We start from the raw sequence: 15,912 nt of genomic DNA, 5'->3' as shown, positions 1-15,912 counted from the left end.
TCGCCCAGCGGTTTATCGCGGAGGTGGGTGTGGACGTCGGACTGCTCGGGCGCGCGGCCGCGATGTTCGCGGTGACGAACGTCGACGATCTCGTGCTGCTCGCGGTGTTCTTCGGCCAGGCGGCCGGACGTCGCGGCGAGCTCAAGGTCGTCGCCGGGCAGTTCCTCGGCTTCGCGGCGATCCTGGCGGTGTCGGTCGCGGGGGCGCTCGGGGCCGGGCTGCTGCCGGACGGTGCCGTCCGCTGGCTGGGCGTGCTGCCGGTGCTGCTCGGGATCCGCGCGGCCTGGCAGGCGTGGCGCCAGGACGACGACGAGCCCACGCCGGCGGCCGGACTGCTCGGGATCGCGACGGTGTGCTTCGCCAACGGCGGCGACAACGTCGGCGTGTACGTCCCCGCGTTCGCCGCGACCGGGCCCGCGGGCCTGGTGGGCTACGTGGTGGTGTTCCTGGTGGGCGTCGCGGCGTGGTGCGTCGCCGGGCGGTTCCTGGCGACCCGGCCGGGTATCGCCCGGGTGCTCGCACGGTGGGGCCACGTGCTGCTGCCGGCGGTGCTGATCGCGCTCGGCGTGCTGATCCTGGTCGGCGCGTTCTAACGCGCCATTCGGCCGGGGTGGCCGAGTGTCGGCCGCTGCCTGGTCGCGGGGCTTCGTCCGGGCGGCGCCGGGCTTCGGCCGGCGTGTGGCGCGCGGGGCCGGCGTGTGGCGCGCGGTAGGTGGCGTTGCGTAGCCGCCGGAGGTTCTGGGGCGGTGGGCGTCGGACGGTGCGGGACGTGTGCGGAAGCGCGGTCTGCGCTGTCCCAGCGCGGACCGGGCTAGTCGCGACGCGCGTTCTGCAGCGCGAGGCCGCGCGGTGTCGCCATGCGGGTGATCAACGCGAACGCGCCGTCGCACACGAGGGCCAGCACCACCGCCGCCAGGCCGCCGGCGAAGATGGCGCCGTAGCCCTGGACGCCTACCGCGAAGCCGTCGACTATGTAGCGGCCCAAGCCGCCTCCGTCGTTGACGATCGCGCCGATGGCCACCGTCGCGATCAGCTGGAGGAACGCCACCCGTGCGCCCGCCAGGACCACCGGGGAGGCCAGCGGGAGCTCGAGGCGCAGCATGATCTGCCACTCGCGGTAACCCGTGCCGCGGGCGGCGTCGACCGTCTCCTGCTCCAGGGACACCACGCCCGCGTACGTGTTGGTGAACAGCGGTGGCATCGCCAGGGCGACCAGGGCCAGCAGCAACGGCCAGAACGTCGTGTCCAGTTCCCAGTGGCTGGCCAGGAACCAGAACAGGATGATCAGCCCGAAACTCGGGATCGCCCGGCCGATGTTGACCGCGCTGCTCGCGAGGAACGCGCCGCGGCGGTAGTGGGCCAGCCACAGCGCGGCCGGGATCGTCAGCACCGCCGCGATCGCCAGCGCGAGGAGGGAAAACCTGAGGTGCTCCAGCGTCCGGTAGGGGACACCCGCCCGGTCGGTCCAGCTCCAGCGGTTCGGGTCGGCGAGCCACGCGTTCAGCTGGTCGAGGAAGTTCATCGCGCCCGCGCCTTCCGGGTCCAGGGCGTCAGCAGGCGTTCGCCGAGCCAAAGAAGGAGGTCGACGGCCACCGCCAGGACCACCGACAGCGCCATGCCGACGATGATCTCCGTCGAATTGGGCGTCGCGTTCTGGATGCCGTGGCGGATGAAGTACCCGAGGCCGCCGAGGCCGAGCATGGAGGTGACCGTGACCAGGCCGATGGTCGTCACCGCGGCGACGCGCAGGCCGGCGATGACCACCGGCAGCGCCAGCGGCAGCTCGACCTCCCAGAGCATCCGCCGGCGGGTGAAGCCCATGCCGGTCGCGGCTTCGCGGACCTCCGTGGGTACCTGGTCGACGCCGGTGACGATGTTGCGGACCAGGATGAGCAGCGTGTACGTCGCGAGGGGGATCACCGCCGTCGTGAACGTCAGCCCGAAGAACGGCCGCAGGACGGCGAACGCGCCCAGGCTGGGGATGACGTACAGCGCGCCCGTGGTGCTCAGGATGAACCCGTACGTGCGGCGGAATCGCAGCGAGACCAGCGCCAGCCCGATCGAGACCACGAGGCCGATGCCGAGCGCGGTGGCCGTCAGCGAGATGTGCTCGACGAGCCGCTCGATGATGGCGTCGGCGTTGCGGTCCACCCACTTCCACTGGAAGATCGGCGGTCCGCTGTCGGCGGCCAGCGGCGTCACCGTGGTCACGTGCACCGGCCGACCCTACCCCGATCGGGCGGCAAAATTCCGCGGACTGGGAATTCTGGGGGCTTCCTCCCACGATGTGGATTCTTGTCGGAGGACGGCGCTAGGGTCCTTTCGTCTGTTCGAGTGACGAGGGAGTGGGGATTCGTGCGCTGGTTCCGGAACGCGTCCGTGGTGGCGGTGGCCGTCGCGGCGACGCTCGGTTTGGCCGCCTGTGGCGGCAGCGACGGCGGTGACAAGCCCGCCGCGCAGAGCAAGGGTGGGGCGCCGATCGTCGTCGCGTCCTTCAACTTCACCGACAGCCAGATCCTCGCCGAGATCTACGCGCAGGCGCTGGAAGCCAAGGGCTATCCGGTGACGCGCAAGCTGAACCTCGGCTCGCGGGAACTGATCTACCCGTCGCTGAAGTCCGGTGAACTGCAGTTCATCCCGGAGTACCAGGGCGCGGCGATCACCACCGGCTTCGGCAAGGAGGCCGGCAAGACCGCGCAGGAGGAGCACGAGCAGCTGGCGAAGCTGTTCGAGCCCAGCGGCATCGCACTGCTGAACTTCGCGGCCGCCGAGGACAAGAACACCTACATCATCAAGTCCGACCTGGCCAAGGAAAAGGGCATCGCGTCGATCAGCGACCTGAAGAAGCTCGACAAGGTCGTCATGGCGGGCCCGCCGGAGTGCGAGAAGCGCCTTCCGTGCTTCCTCGGCTTCAAGGACGTCTACAAGCTGACGAACGCGAGCTTCCAGACCATCCAGGAGGCCGGGCCGCGCGTCGAGCAGCTCAAGTCCGGGGCCGTCACGGTCATCCCGGTCGACTCGGTCAGCCCGCTGACCGGTGACGCCAAGTACACGGTGCTCAAGGACGACCTCAACATCGTGCCGACCGAGAACGTCGTGCCCGCGGTGACCAAGAAGGTGCTCGACGAGCGTGGCGCCGACTTCGCCAACGCCGTGAACGCGGTCAGCGCGAAGCTGACGACCGACGTCATGCGGGACCTGAACAAGCGCGTCGACTCCGACGGCGAACGGGCCGAAGACGTCGCGAAGGACTGGCTGACCCAGGCCGGTCTCTGACCCCCCGACCGCAGGCCGTCCCGGGTTTGGGACGGCCTGCGGTCGGCAAGGCAGCAAGACGGCAAGCCGTCGAGTGTCAAGCGGTGCCGCGCACGACCCACGCGCGGGCCGTCAGCGGGATCGAGCCGTCCGGATCCGTCGGCAGGCTGCTGCGCAAGAGTTCGCGGATCTGGTGGCGGCGGGCTTCCGGCAGCGTGGCCAGGTACGACGGCGCCGGGCCCTGAGCGCCGAGGAACGGCTGCCAGTAGTCGTCGAAATCCGTGAACACCGCCGGGATCTTGATTTCCCCGACGGACACCGCCGTGAAGCCCGCTTCCGTCCACAGCCGGCCGAACGGCTCCGGGCGGCACAGCGGGAACCGGCGCCCCTCGTCCAGGTCGGCGACCTTTTCCGGGTCGAGTTCGGCGGCCGCGTCCCAGAAGCAGCGGATGATCTCCATGCCTTCGGCGAGGTCCCAGAGGTAGGCGGCGGCCGATCCACCCGGGACGGTTACCCGCGCGATCTCCGCCGCCGCGCGGGCCGGGGCGGGGACGAAGTTCAGGACCAGGCCCGACACGGCCACGTCGAAGCGGTCGTCGGGGAACGGCAGCGATCGCGCGTCGGCGAGGGTGAACGACGCCCGTGGATCGGTCACGCCCGCGCGAGCCGTCTTCAGGAACCCCTCGGACGGGTCGACGCCGACGACTTCGGTGGGGTCGGCCGCCGCCAGCACCGCCGACGTCAGGGCGCCCGTGCCGCAGCCGACGTCGAGCCAGCGTCGGCTCGCCGGGGCGTCGAGCTGCCGGACGAACGTCTCCGCGATCCGGCGGCTCCACCGTCCGATGTAGGCCTCGTAAGCGTCGCCTGACTGCCACATGCACCGAGTACAGCACAAAACCGCTGGTCAGTCCTTCGCCAGCGCATCGGTCGCGGTGTGGCCAGCTGACGTCACCCGCTGCAGGAAGCCGGCGATCAGCGCCAGCTCGTCCTCGCTGTAGCCGGCGCAGAGCTCGTCCATCGCGGTGTTCATCCCCGAGTAGAGCCGGAAGAGCTCGGCGTTGCGACCGCGGACCGCGCGCACGGCGATCGAGCGCCGGTCGGCCGCTTCGGGGTCGCGTTCCCGGACGATCCAGCCGCCCTTCTGCAGCCGGTCGAGGATGCCGGTCAGCGTCGCCGGGTGCAGCCCGGCCCGGCGGGCCAGCGCGCTCGGCCCGAGCGGGCCGTGCCGGGCGATCAGCTCCAGGCAGTCCAGGTCGACGTCCTTGAGCGCCAGGTGGGCGCTGACCTGGTGGTTCAGCAGCGACAGCTGGTTGCGCAGCTCCCGCAGCGACTCCTTCACCGCCACGGTCGACCGGCGACGGCGGACTCCCGAACTCATCTGCTCCTCGTATCAGTCGGCTCAGCGCAGCCTAACCGGCGTGACGTCCGCCGCTCGGTATCCGGGACGTCGTGAGGGTGCCCGCAGGACGTGCGGGCGGCGGTGGAATCGTGGAGTCTGTTCGCGAACTTCGGAGAAGGAGTGAAATGGGTAAGGTCACGGCCACCGCGGAGCGCACGATCGACGCGCCGGCGGACAAGGTGCGCGCGCTCGTCGCCGACTACGCCGAAACGCGCCCGAAGCTGCTTACCGAGCACTACCGCGACTACGAGGTGACCGAAGGCGGCGTCGGCGCCGGGACCAAGGCCGGCTGGAAGCTGCAGGCGACGTCCAAGCGCGTGCGCGACGTCAAGGCCACCGTCACGGAGCCGAAGCCGGGCACGCTGGTCGAGACCGACGCGAACTCCAGCATGGTCACCACTTGGACGGTCACCGAGGCGGGTGAACGCAGTGTCGTGAAGATCGAGACGACCTGGGACGGCGCCGGCGGCATCGGTGGCTTCTTCGAGAAGACCTTCGCGCCCGGTGGACTCAAGAAGATCTACGACGGCGTGCTGGCGAAGCTGGCCGAGCTGGTGTGACTGTGGTGCGGAGGTCGGGTGTGACCCATCACAATCGGAATGATCGCCCCGTTTAGCTGGTTGCACCAGGTGGAATCCGGGGCGCCTGCCCCGCTTCGAGACTGAAGGAGTTCGACGGTGAACGCACCCACCCAGGCGACCGAAATCCGGTTGGCGTCGCGTCCGGAAGGTGTTCCGACGCACGACAACTTCGAGATCGTCGACACCGAGGTGCCGACGCCGGGGGCCGGCCAGCTCCTGGTGCGCAACCTGATCATGAGCGTCGACCCGGCCATGCGCGGGCGGATGCGGGACGTGAAGTCCTACGCGCCGCCGTTCCAGGTCGGCGAGGTCATGGGCGGCGGGGCGGTCGGCGAGGTCGTCGAGTCGAACATCGACGACGTCAAGCCGGGTGACCACGTCCTGCACCAGGCCGGCTGGCGCACGCACGCCGTGCTCGACGCCGGGCGCTTCGTCAAGGTGGACGCCACCGCGGCGCCGCTGTCGACCTACCTCGGCGTGCTCGGCATGCCCGGCCTGACCGCGTACGCGGGCCTGCTGAAGTCGGCCGAGTTCAAGCCGGGCGACACCGTGTTCGTCTCCGGCGCGGCCGGCGCGGTCGGCTCGCTGGTGGGCCAGCTCGCGAAGCTGAAGGGCGCCAAGCGCGTCATCGGCTCGGCGGGGTCGGCGGAGAAGGTCCGGCACCTGATCGACGACCTCGGCTTCGACGCGGCCTTCAACTACAAGGACGGCCCGGTCGCCGAGCAGCTCCACGCCGCCGCGCCCGAGGGCATCGACGTCTACTTCGACAACGTCGGTGGCGAGCACCTCGAAGCCGCCATCGACGCGATCAACCTGCACGGCCGGATCGCCGTCTGCGGGATGATCTCCCAGTACAACGCCACCGAGGCCACCCCGGCGCCGCGCAACCTGGCGCAGATCATCGCCAAGCGGATCACGATCCGCGGCCTGCTGGTGCTCGACCACTGGGACCTGCAGCCGCAGTTCGTCAGCGAGATCGCGCCGCTGGTGAACTCCGGTGAGGTCAAGTATTCGGAGACCTTCGTCGACGGCATCCGCAACGCCCCCGAGGCGTTCATCGGCCTGCTGTCGGGCGCCAACACCGGCAAGATGCTGGTCCGCATCGCGGACTAAAGGAGCTCGGCCAGCTCCGTCAGAGCTGCGATCGTGTACGTCGGCTCGGGTGAGCCGGGCAGCGGGCGGACGCCGGGGCGGGCGAGCAACGCCGTCCGCAGCCCGGCCGCCTGCGCGCCCGCGATGTCCCAGTCGTGGGCGGCAATCATCACCGCGTTCCGGGGCTCGACGTCGTAGGCGTCGAGGACCTGCCGGTACGGCTCGGGCGCCGGCTTGAGCCTGCCCACCTGCTCGGCCGAGAAGATCCGGTCGAGCAGCGGAGCGAGCCCGGCGTTCTGCAGCTGCGCCTCGGCCGTCGCGAGCGGCGAGTTCGTCAGCGCGACCACGGTGTGGCCCGCCTCGCGCAGCTTCACCAGGCCCGGTTCGACGTCCGGGTGGGCCGGAAGCGAGCGCAGTCCCTCGCCGATCTTCGCGACGTCGACCTCCCGCCCGTGTCGGGCCGCGACCTCCACGGCGGCGGCTCCCGCGATGCCGGCGAAGTCCTGGTAGCCGCCGGTCGCCGTCACGGTCAGCACCGTGTGGATGGCCAGCCCGAACCACTCGCGCCGCAGCTCCGGGCCGCCGACGACGGGGTCGATGGCCGTGAGGTCGAGCAACGTCTCGTTGACGTCGAACACGCACAGCATGCGCATCTCCGGAGGTTCGAAGGTTCTCGTACCTAACGAAAGGTACGACAGCTGTCGTACGATGTCCAGCATGCCTGGTGAACTGCCGATTCCGGAGATGGCCGACGTCGACCTCGGCGCGGTCCTGTCCGCGCTCGCCGACCCGCACCGCCGCGCGGTGGTCCTGGAACTCGTCGGCGGCGACGGCGCCGAGCGGGCCTGCTCGTCGTTCCCGCTGCCGATCGCCAAGTCGACCCGCACGCACCACTGGCGCGTGCTGCGCGAGGCCGGTCTGGTCCGGCAGCGCGACGCCGGGAACGGCACGTTCGTCCGGCTCCGCCGCGACGAGTTCGACGCCCGTTTCCCCGGCCTGCTCGACGTGGTCGCCGAAATCAGTATTGCTGGTTCAGCGCCCGTTCGTTGAGGTCCGCGTCCAGCGCTTCCGCCGAGATCGGCAGCGCCATCTGGTCGCGCAGGATCGTGCCCAGCGACGGCAGCGCCGCGCGGTCCGGCCAGGTCGCCGGATCCCACAGCGACGACCGCAGGAACGCCTTCGCGCAGTGCATGTACACCTGCTCGACCTCGACGACCACCGCCAGCTTCGGCCGCTTGCCCTGCACCACCAGCGACTCGAAGAACGGTGCCTCCGACACCAGCGTGGCGCGGCCGTTGACCCGCAGTGTCTCGTTCATGCCCGGCACGAGGAACAGCAACCCGGCGTGCGGGTTGTCCACGATGTTGCGGAAGCTGTCGATCAGCTTGTTGCCCGGCCGGTCCGCGAGCACCAGGGTCCGCTCGTCGAGCACCAGGACCGAACCCGCCGGGTCGCCGCGCGGTGAGACGTCGCAGCTGCCGTCCGGTGCCGACGTCGCCAGCAGCACGAACGGCGAATGCGCGATGAGCTTGCGCGCGTGCTCGTCGATGCGGTCGATGATCTTCTTCTGCGTCCGCTCGGCGACCTCGCCGATGACTTCGCGCAGCGCCTCGTGCGAGTTGATGATCCCCATGCCCCCACGCTAGCGCCCCCCACCGACAATCCGGCCCACGATGGCGGCGCGCGCGGCCTCGGTGGATTTCCGCACCACCAGGTCCGCCGAATAGCCGTGCTTGCCGAAGACGCCGTCGAGGTGGAACGTGCCGTAGCCGTGAGCCTGGGTGAACAGCTGCTCCATCAGCTCCAGCGCCGTCGCCGGATCGGGGGCGACCACCAGGCAGCGCAGCAGGAACTCGTCGGTCAGCCGCCGGGTCTGGTCGTGGAGGCCGGTGTGCTGCGGCCCGTGGAGACCCTCGGCGTAGATGACGTTCATCCCGGCCCGGCGCTCGATCAGGTAGCGCGTGTACGCGCCGGCCGCCGCGGCCAGGGCGTCCACCGGGTCTTCGTGGGCACCGGCGGCTGAGGTGACGCGATCGGCGAGCTGGCAGGCGATGTTGCCCGCCACCTCGGCCAGCAGGCTCTCCCGGGAGGCGAAATGCCGGTACGGGGCGCCGGGACTGACCTTGGCCCGCCGCGCGACCTCCGCGACGGAGAAGCCTTCCAGGCCCTGTTCGGCGATCAGGTCCAGGGAGACCCGCACGAGCTCGCCGCGCAGGTCGCCGTGGTGGTACTTGCCGCCCATGACCTGGTTCACATCTTTCGCTCGGAATATGTAAGAGACCTCTTACGTCGGACATGTATGAGACCTCTTACGACGGTACTTGAACTTGGAGGGTTCCATGAGCACGACCACGCACGCCATCGCCGCCCCGGCGCCGGGCGCGCCGCTCGCGCCGACCACGATCGAGCGCCGTGACCTGCGTCCGGACGACGTCCTGATCGACATCGCCTACGCCGGTATCTGCCACAGCGACATCCACCAGGCCAAGGAGGACTGGGGCCAGGCGATCTTCCCGATGGTCCCCGGCCACGAGATCGCGGGCGTCGTCGCCGCGGTCGGCTCGGCCGTGACGAAGTACCAGGTCGGTGACCGCGTCGGCGTCGGCTGCATGGTCGACTCCTGCGGCAAGTGCGAGTACTGCCGCGCCGGCACCGAGCAGTTCTGCGTGAAGGGCAACGTCCAGACGTACAACGGCGTCGGCTTCGACGGCGAGAACACCTACGGCGGCTACAGCAACCAGATCGTCGTGAAGGACGCCTTCGTCTGCCGCATCCCCGAAGGCATCGACCTCGACGTCGCCGCGCCGCTGCTGTGCGCGGGCATCACCACCTACTCGCCCCTGCACCACTGGGGGGCCGGCCCCGGCAAGAAGGTCGCCGTGATCGGCCTCGGCGGGCTCGGGCACCTGGGCGTCAAGATCGCCGCCGCGATGGGCGCCGAGGTGACGGTGCTCAGCCAGAGCCTCAAGAAGCAGGAGGACGGCCTCAAGCTCGGCGCGAAGGACTACTACGCGACCAGCGACGAAGCGACGTTCGACGTCCTGCGCGGCAAGTTCGACATCATCCTCAACACCGTGTCGGCGAAGCTGCCGGTGGACGCCTACCTCGGCCTGCTGCGGGTCGGCGGCGCGATGGTGAACGTCGGCGCACCCGGCGAGCCGCTGTCGTACAACGCCTTCTCGCTGCTCGGCGGCAACAAGGTGCTGGCCGGCTCGATGATCGGCGGCATCGCCGAGACGCAGGAAATGCTCGACTTCTGCGCCGAGCACGGCATCGGCGCCGAGATCGAGACGATCTCGGCCGACAAGGTCAACGAGGCCTACGAGCGCGTCGAGAACTCCGACGTGCGCTACCGGTTCGTCATCGACGCCAAGACGATCGGGGCGTGACCACCGGAGCACGGCAACCGGTCAGAACACCACTGTCCGGTTGCCGTGCACCAGCACGCGGTTCTCCAGGTGCCACCGGAGGCCGCGCGCGAGCGTGACCTTCTCGATGTCGCGGCCCTTGCGGACCATGTCCTCGACCGAATCGCCGTGGTCGACGCGGATGACGTCCTGCTCGATGATCGGGCCCGCGTCGAGGTCCGCCGTCACGTAGTGGCACGTCGCGCCGACCAGCTTCACGCCGCGCGTGTGCGCCTGGTGGTACGGCTTCGCGCCGATGAACGACGGCAGGAAGCTGTGGTGGATGTTGATCGCCCGCCCGGCCCACTCGCGGCACAGGTCGGCGGGCAGGATCTGCATGAACCGGGCCAGCACCACCGCGTGCGGCTCGTGCTCGTCGACCAGCTTGCGCACCTGCTCGAACGCCTCGGCCTTGCCGTCCGCCGGGAACGGCACGTGGTGGAACGGGATGCCGTGCGCGCGGGTGATGTCGGCGAGCGAGCCGTGGTTGCCGATCACCGCGGCGATGTCGACGTCGAGTTCCCCGGAGGCGACGCGGCCGAGCAGGTCGTACAGGCAGTGCCCGGCCTTCGAGACGAGGATCACCACGCGGCGCCGCTCGCCGGTGTCGCTGACCTGCCAGCTCGAGTCGGCGGAGAGGTCCGCGGCCACCTCGCCGAACCGGGCACGCAGCTCGGCGGCGTCGAACGGCAGCGAGTCGGCGCGGACCACCTGGCGGGTGAAGAACCAGCCGGTGTCCGGGTCGGTGTGGTAGGCCGCCTCGACGATCCAGCCGCCGTGCTCGGCGAGGAACCCGGAGATCCGGGCGATGATGCCGGTGCGGTCGGGGCAGCCGAAGGTGATGACGTAGCGGCGTTCGGGAGCGGTCACGCCAGGCATTCTTCCTTGCCCTGGTCAGGGCGCTGCGAGCGGTGCGAGGTCACCCCGGACGGACGCCTGGTGCGGACGGCCCCACAGCGCGCGGTAGACGTCGTCGGCGGCGCCGTCGATTTCCGCGTTCGGTGTGCCCAGCGTCCACGTGCGCTCGGGCGTCGTGACGCGGACATCGGCTTTCTTGCCCAGGCGCGGGGTGAGGTAGGTCAGGAACTCGTGGATGCCGTCGTTCGCGAACTCCGGGGAGAAGCGCGTCGGCGGGACGTCTTCGAGCGCCGATTCGGCGTCGAGGCGGTGGATCGCCGTCTCGTGGGCCATCCGCCGCGTCCAGTCGCCGACCGTCACGTCGAAGCCCGGGTACGGCGAGAAGGCCGGGGCTTCCGGGGCGCGGTCGAGCGCTTCGCGCAGGGCCAGGCGCTGGCCGTCCCACCACCCGAGCACGTCCTCCCAGTCCGGGGGCGGGGCCGGCTTCGCGGGCCGGTTCAACGCCAGCCCGACGGCGAAGGCGTGCACGAACGCGATGTGCGTCACCAGGTCCTGGACAGTCCACTTCGGACAATTCGGCACCCGGGCGGCCGGACCGGCCCGCAGCGCCGCCCGCTTCAGCCCGTCCGCGTGGACGTCGATCGCTTCGAGCATGGAACGACCGTAGGCCGTCTCTTCAGGCGGTCGCGACCTCTTTAGGAGGGCGCGACGGCCGCCCAGGGGACCGTGAGTTCGCCGAGGCGGATCCGGGACGGCGGGCCCAGCACCGGCCAGCCCCGCGCGGCCAGCTGCCGGACCGTCTCCAGCCAGCGCGAACGGACGCCGAACGCCTGGTGCGGCGCGGCCGTCGCCCAGCAGGCGTCGAGGGAAGAAAGCAGCTCGTGGACGCGCTCGCCCGGCACGTTCCGGTGGATCAGCGCCTTGGGGAGCCGCTCGGCGATCGTCGACGGGCGATCCAGCCCGGCCAGCCGCATCGACAGGGTCAAGGAAATCGGCCCGGCGGCGGAAACGAGGACCCACGTCGACCGCCGGCCGATCTCGTCGCACGTGCCCTCCACCAGGAGACCCTCGGCCGGCATCGAGTCCAGCATCAAGCCCCACGCGCCCGCGACTTCGTCCTCCGCGTACTGCCGGAGCACGTTGAACGCGCGGACCAGCACCGGCCGCGTCCCGGCCAGCTCGAACCCGCCCCGGCGAAAGTCCAGGAACGGCGGCGCCGCGGCGGATTGCGCGAAAGCCACCCGCACGGGGTCCAGCTCGAGGCCCAGCACCCGGACGTCCGGCCGGACCCGGCGCAGCCGGCGGGCCAGTTCGACCGTCGTCACCGGGGAAGCGCCGTACCCGAGGTCGACGACCAGCGGCTCGGCCGCCGAGCGCAGCAGCCGGGAAGTCACCGGGGCCGCGGCGATCCACCGGTCGACCCGGCGCAGGCGGTTCGGGTTGGTCGTGCCGCGCGTCGGCGCGCCGACCGGGGTCAGTTTGCTTCGGTGAGCCACTTCGCGCTGAATTCGGCTTCGCGCTCCAGCAGCTTCGTGACCTGCTCGACGATCACGCTTTCCAGCTTCCCGCCGAACAGCGGGATCCGGACCGTCACCTCGCCGCTCGTCCGCAGCACCGTCTTGGCGCCGTCGGCCAGCAGCGCCGTCCGCGCGACGATCTCGCCCGGGACGCCGCCGACCTCGACCGAGGCGTTGCCCTGGTACTCCGCGCCGGACGGGCGCCAGACCTGCGTGCGCGTCACCAGCAGGTCGCCCTTGTGCAGCGTCCGGACCGCCTGCGGGAGCTTGTCCGCGCTGATGCCCTGCCGCAGCTGGTACCGCAGGCCCGCGTCGGAAGCCTCGTACGACAGCAGAGCCGCGTCGTGGCCGCCGAGCTGTTCCAGGCGCGCCCGCAGCGCGGCCTCGCCGGCGACGGCCGCGTAGGTGGCCGCCACGTCCGCGGCGAACTCAGCGCGGTGCTCGATCCGGGTTCCCATGAGCCGGACAGTACCGTCAGACGCGTGAACTCCGCCCACACTCCGGCCTTGCCGAAGCTCTCCGCGTACACGACGCTGCGGCTCGGTGGGCCGGCCAACCGGTTCGTCAGCGCTGTGACCAGCGAAGATCTCGTCGCGGCCGTCCGCGAGGCGGACGCGGCGGGCGAGCCGGTGCTGCTGCTGGGCGGTGGTTCCAACCTGGTGGTCGCGGACGCGGGGTTCGACGGCACGCTCGTCGCAGTGGCGAACACCGGCTGGCGCCGCGACGGTGCCGTCGTTGAGGTCGAGGCCGGCCAGAACTGGGACGCCTTCGTCGCCGCACTGGTCGAGGCCGGGCTGGGCGGGCTCGAATGCCTCTCCGGGATCCCGGGCAGCGTCGGGGCGACGCCGATCCAGAACGTCGGTGCGTACGGCTGCGAGGTCGCCGAGTCGATCGTCTCCCTGGAGCTGTACGACCGCGGGACGCGCGAGGTGCGCACGCTCAAGGCCGACGACCTCGGCTTCGCCTACCGCACCAGCGTCCTCAAGGGCACGGACACGGGCGTAGTCCTCTCGGTCCGCTTCGAGATCCGCGAAGACGGCCTGTCCGCGCCCATCCGCTACGCCGAGCTGGCGCGCACGCTCGGCGTCGAGATCGGCGCCCGCGTCCCGGCCGCCGCAGCGCGCGAAGCCGTCCTCGAGCTGCGTCGCGGCAAGGGCATGGTGCTCGACCCGGCCGACCACGACACGTGGAGCGCCGGCTCGTTCTTCACCAACCCGATCGTCCCGGCTGCCGAGGCCGAAGCGGTCCTGAAGCGGATCGCCGGGAGCGTCGGCACCGACGTCCCGCAGTACCCGGCCGACGGTGGCGTCAAGCTGTCCGCGGCCTGGCTGATCGAGCGCGCCGGCTTCGCCAAGGGGTACCCCGGGCCGGGGAACCGGGTCTCGCTGTCGACGAAGCACACCCTGGCCCTGACCAACCGCGGTGACGCGACGACGGAGGACCTGCTCGCGCTCGCCCGCGAAGTGCGTGACGGCGTGTACGCGCGCTTCGGCGTCCGGTTGCACCCCGAACCGCTGCTGATCAACTGCGTGATCTGAGCCGAACCGGGCAACCCGTACGTGTCTGGGACGTCTTTGTCGACAAAGGCATGGCCACCTGATCGAAGGGTCTTTACCTTTCGGCGGGTAACGTCGGCTGGGTGACCAGCGCCAAAGGCGTGTGCCCGCTGGTCGGCGGGGGATCCAAGGCTTCGGGGGGTCCGGGGGCGGAGCTCCCACGGCTGGGGTGCGGGGGCCTGGCCCCCGCAATAAACAGGAGGTTTTCGGTGATCGAACGGCGTACGGTCTTCAAGGCTGCCCTGGCGGCTGGAGCCGCACTGGTCGCCGCGGCGTGCTCCAGTGAGAACGGTGGCACGGCGCTGCCCACCGGCGCGAACGCCGACGGCGAGGGTGGCGCGCAGCCGGTGGCGAAGATCACAGCCGAGCCCGCCGTCAACGCCAAGGACGTCCCGGTCCTCAAACCCGCCGTGCTGAAGGTCGCCGACGGCAAGCTCACCGAGTGCAAGCTGAGCGCCGAGGGCGGCAAGACCGTCAAGGGCGACACCTCGCCGGACGGGCTCACCTGGACCAGCTCCGAGCCGCTCGGCTACGGCAAGACCTACACCTACGCGGCCAAGGCCACCGGCTCCGACGGCAAGCCGGTCGAGTTCACCGGCAGCTTCACCACGATCGCCCCGGCCAAGCAGGTGCGCGCCACGCTCAACCCGTCCGACGAACAGACGGTCGGCGTGGCCATGCCGATCAGCGTCAAGTTCGCGTCGCCGGTGAAGAACCGCGCCGCGGTCGAGAAGGCCCTGTCCGTGAAGACGGACAAGGAGGTCGAGGGCGCGTGGGGCTGGCTGTCCGACAGCCAGGTCGACTACCGGCCGAAGGAGTACTGGCCGCAGAACATCACCGTGAACGTCGAGGCGAAGCTGTACGGCGTCGACCTGGGCGGCGGCGCGTACGGCAAGGCCGACGTCACCACGAAGTTCAAGATCGGCCGCAACCAGGTCGTCAAGATCAACACCCCGGAACACCAGATGCACGTCTACCGCGGCGGCGCCCAGGTCAAGAGCTACCCGTGCGCGAACGGGCTGGACGGCGAGGTCGACCGCAACACCCCGAACGGCACCTACATCGTCATGAGCAAGGAGCCGTCGGCGATCTTCGACAACGCCCGCTACGGCTACACGAACGTCAACAAGAAGTGGGCCTGCCGGTTCTCCAACCACGGCGAGTTCATCCACGAGAACCAGGACAACGCGGCCAACATCGGGAAGACCAACAACTCCCACGGCTGCGTCAACCTCCTCGAGGCCGACGCCAAGGACTACTTCGACTCGGCGCTGATCGGCGACCCGGTCGAGATCACCGGCTCGCAGCTGTCCCCGCCGATGAACTCGGACGTCAAGGACTGGAACTACAGCTGGGCGGCCTGGCAAGGGCTGGGTGCGAAGTAACCCGTGCGCACCGAAGTCGTCGGGCACGGCGGGGTCCGGCTCGGCCTGCGGGTCGAGGGCACCGAAAACAGCAGGCCGATCGTGTTCGTGCACGGCTGGGCGCAGTCGTCCGGCTGCTGGGCCGCGCAGCTCGCCGACCCCGCGCTGACCGAGCGGTTCCGGCTGGTCGCGGTGGACCTGCGCGGGCACGGCGCCTCCGACGTCCCGGCCTCGGGCCGCGCTGATGAGCCCTCGGCGGGAAAGCGTGCCTCGGGCTATGACGACCCGCGGGTCTGGGCCGACGACCTCGCCGCGGTGCTCGACTTCGCCGGCCCGGACGCGATCGTCGTCGCGTGGTCCTACGGCGGCCTGGTCCTGACCGACCACATCCGGGTGCACGGCACCGCACGGCTGCGTGGGCTCGTGCTCGTCGGCGCCATCACCGAGATCGGCCGCGACCGGCCCGGCGGGCGGGTCGGCAGCCTGATGCGCGAGCACATGCGGGCGATGCTTTCGGACGATCCGGACATCGCGATCCCGGCGCTCACCGCGTTCAACCGCGAGATGACCGCGAGGCCGGTGCCCGGCGCCCAGGCCCAAGCCCTGCTCGGCGCTTCGCTCAGCGTGCCCCCGTCGGTCCGCGCGGCGTTGTTCCGCCGGGACATCGGTAGTGAAGAGGTCCTGCCCGCGATCGACAAACCCACCCTGGTCTTGCACGGCTCGCACGACCGCGTGATCGACTCCACGGCGGCGAAGCACGCCATCGGGAAGATTCCGGGTGCCGTCGGACGTTGGTTCCTTGGCGGGGGGCATGCGCCCTTCGCCGAGTCCGCGGACGAGTTCGACGCGGTGCTGCGGCAGTTCGCCGAGGAATGCTGACGTA

General features: G+C 70.5%; 20 protein-coding genes. 9 read left to right on the top strand and 11 right to left on the bottom strand.

Annotation, left to right across the window (positions count from 1 at the left end):
- Window positions 1–29: 29 nt before the first annotated feature.
- Window positions 30–593 carry a cadmium resistance transporter gene (locus AB0M80_RS03920; protein ID WP_364558395.1) on the top strand — a complete coding sequence of 188 codons (564 nt, stop codon included), beginning with the start codon at window positions 30–32 and terminating at the stop codon, window positions 591–593.
- Between the two features lie 218 nt (window positions 594–811).
- On the opposite strand, the gene AB0M80_RS03915 is transcribed toward AB0M80_RS03920, so the two are convergent.
- A complete protein-coding gene (locus AB0M80_RS03915; protein WP_364558392.1) occupies window positions 812–1,522 on the bottom strand; it encodes an ABC transporter permease subunit in 711 nt (236 codons plus the stop codon).
- Complete coding sequence (locus AB0M80_RS03910; protein WP_364558389.1) at window positions 1,519–2,217, bottom strand: ABC transporter permease; 699 nt, start codon at window positions 2,215–2,217, stop codon at window positions 1,519–1,521. Before AB0M80_RS03910 ends, AB0M80_RS03915 begins: the two co-directional genes overlap by 4 nt.
- A 138-nt stretch (window positions 2,218–2,355) precedes the next feature.
- Between AB0M80_RS03910 and AB0M80_RS03905 the strand changes: the two genes are divergently transcribed.
- Complete coding sequence (locus AB0M80_RS03905; RefSeq protein ID WP_364558386.1) at window positions 2,356–3,276, top strand: ABC transporter substrate-binding protein; 921 nt, start codon at window positions 2,356–2,358, stop codon at window positions 3,274–3,276.
- A gap of 76 nt (window positions 3,277–3,352) precedes the next feature.
- On the opposite strand, the gene AB0M80_RS03900 is transcribed toward AB0M80_RS03905, so the two are convergent.
- Both AB0M80_RS03900 and AB0M80_RS03895 read right to left on the bottom strand, forming a co-directional pair.
- Complete coding sequence (locus tag AB0M80_RS03900) at window positions 3,353–4,132, bottom strand: methyltransferase domain-containing protein (protein ID WP_364558383.1); 780 nt, start codon at window positions 4,130–4,132, stop codon at window positions 3,353–3,355.
- Window positions 4,133–4,159: 27 nt separating this feature from the next.
- On the bottom strand, window positions 4,160–4,633 hold the full coding sequence (locus AB0M80_RS03895) for a MarR family transcriptional regulator (RefSeq protein WP_364558380.1): 474 nt from the start codon (window positions 4,631–4,633) through the stop codon (window positions 4,160–4,162).
- 146 nt (window positions 4,634–4,779) lie between these two features.
- Here AB0M80_RS03895 and AB0M80_RS03890 point away from each other — a divergent pair, with 146 nt between their 5' ends.
- On the top strand, window positions 4,780–5,214 hold the full coding sequence (locus tag AB0M80_RS03890) for an SRPBCC family protein (protein ID WP_364558378.1): 435 nt from the start codon (window positions 4,780–4,782) through the stop codon (window positions 5,212–5,214).
- Window positions 5,215–5,331: 117 nt separating this feature from the next.
- Entirely contained in the window at window positions 5,332–6,348 is a 1,017-nt protein-coding gene (locus AB0M80_RS03885) for an NADP-dependent oxidoreductase (RefSeq protein WP_364558375.1), read from the top strand.
- Here the strand turns inward: AB0M80_RS03885 and AB0M80_RS03880 are convergent.
- On the bottom strand, window positions 6,345–6,974 hold the full coding sequence (locus AB0M80_RS03880; RefSeq protein WP_364558585.1) for a haloacid dehalogenase type II: 630 nt from the start codon (window positions 6,972–6,974) through the stop codon (window positions 6,345–6,347). The genes AB0M80_RS03885 and AB0M80_RS03880 overlap by 4 nt on opposite strands.
- Before the next feature lie 70 nt (window positions 6,975–7,044).
- Here AB0M80_RS03880 and AB0M80_RS03875 point away from each other — a divergent pair, with 70 nt between their 5' ends.
- Entirely contained in the window at window positions 7,045–7,377 is a 333-nt protein-coding gene (locus tag AB0M80_RS03875) for a helix-turn-helix transcriptional regulator (protein ID WP_364558372.1), read from the top strand.
- Here AB0M80_RS03875 and AB0M80_RS03870 read toward each other — a convergent pair.
- Both AB0M80_RS03870 and AB0M80_RS03865 read right to left on the bottom strand, forming a co-directional pair.
- A complete protein-coding gene (locus tag AB0M80_RS03870) occupies window positions 7,346–7,960 on the bottom strand; it encodes a pyridoxamine 5'-phosphate oxidase family protein (protein WP_364558369.1) in 615 nt (204 codons plus the stop codon). The two genes, AB0M80_RS03875 and AB0M80_RS03870, sit on opposite strands and share 32 nt — an antisense overlap.
- Before the next feature lie 9 nt (window positions 7,961–7,969).
- A complete protein-coding gene (locus AB0M80_RS03865; protein ID WP_364558366.1) occupies window positions 7,970–8,569 on the bottom strand; it encodes a TetR/AcrR family transcriptional regulator in 600 nt (199 codons plus the stop codon).
- 97 nt (window positions 8,570–8,666) lie between these two features.
- Between AB0M80_RS03865 and AB0M80_RS03860 the strand changes: the two genes are divergently transcribed.
- On the top strand, window positions 8,667–9,716 hold the full coding sequence (locus tag AB0M80_RS03860; RefSeq protein ID WP_364558364.1) for an NAD(P)-dependent alcohol dehydrogenase: 1,050 nt from the start codon (window positions 8,667–8,669) through the stop codon (window positions 9,714–9,716).
- 21 nt (window positions 9,717–9,737) lie between these two features.
- Here AB0M80_RS03860 and purU read toward each other — a convergent pair whose 3' ends face one another.
- Genes purU through AB0M80_RS03840 form a run of 4 tightly spaced genes read right to left on the bottom strand, consistent with a single transcriptional unit; the run spans window position 9,738 to window position 12,567 of the window.
- Window positions 9,738–10,613 carry a formyltetrahydrofolate deformylase gene (purU, locus tag AB0M80_RS03855; RefSeq protein ID WP_364558361.1) on the bottom strand — a complete coding sequence of 292 codons (876 nt, stop codon included), beginning with the start codon at window positions 10,611–10,613 and terminating at the stop codon, window positions 9,738–9,740.
- A gap of 15 nt (window positions 10,614–10,628) precedes the next feature.
- Window positions 10,629–11,246, bottom strand: a complete 618-nt coding sequence (locus AB0M80_RS03850) for a maleylpyruvate isomerase family mycothiol-dependent enzyme (protein WP_364558358.1) — start codon at window positions 11,244–11,246, stop codon at window positions 10,629–10,631.
- Window positions 11,247–11,287: 41 nt separating this feature from the next.
- On the bottom strand, window positions 11,288–12,088 hold the full coding sequence (locus tag AB0M80_RS03845) for a class I SAM-dependent methyltransferase (RefSeq protein WP_364558355.1): 801 nt from the start codon (window positions 12,086–12,088) through the stop codon (window positions 11,288–11,290).
- Window positions 12,067–12,567, bottom strand: a complete 501-nt coding sequence (locus AB0M80_RS03840; protein WP_364558352.1) for a DUF2505 domain-containing protein — start codon at window positions 12,565–12,567, stop codon at window positions 12,067–12,069. Before AB0M80_RS03840 ends, AB0M80_RS03845 begins: the two co-directional genes overlap by 22 nt.
- A 24-nt stretch (window positions 12,568–12,591) precedes the next feature.
- On the opposite strand from AB0M80_RS03840, the gene AB0M80_RS03835 reads away from it, so the two are divergent.
- The 3 genes from AB0M80_RS03835 to AB0M80_RS03825 all read left to right on the top strand — a co-directional run bounded on the left by AB0M80_RS03835 (window position 12,592) and on the right by AB0M80_RS03825 (window position 15,908).
- On the top strand, window positions 12,592–13,647 hold the full coding sequence (locus tag AB0M80_RS03835) for a UDP-N-acetylmuramate dehydrogenase (RefSeq protein WP_364558349.1): 1,056 nt from the start codon (window positions 12,592–12,594) through the stop codon (window positions 13,645–13,647).
- Window positions 13,648–13,874: 227 nt separating this feature from the next.
- On the top strand, window positions 13,875–15,050 hold the full coding sequence (locus AB0M80_RS03830; RefSeq protein WP_364558346.1) for an Ig-like domain-containing protein: 1,176 nt from the start codon (window positions 13,875–13,877) through the stop codon (window positions 15,048–15,050).
- Between the two features lie 3 nt (window positions 15,051–15,053).
- Window positions 15,054–15,908 (top strand): alpha/beta hydrolase, encoded by an 855-nt coding sequence (locus AB0M80_RS03825; protein WP_364558342.1) that lies wholly within the window; start codon window positions 15,054–15,056, stop codon window positions 15,906–15,908.
- Window positions 15,909–15,912: the final 4 nt, after the last annotated feature.

Source organism: Amycolatopsis sp. NPDC051045, assembly GCF_040682955.1.
Taxonomy (GTDB): Bacteria; Actinomycetota; Actinomycetes; order Mycobacteriales; family Pseudonocardiaceae; genus Amycolatopsis.
This window is presented reverse-complemented; position numbering and strand designations above follow the sequence as displayed.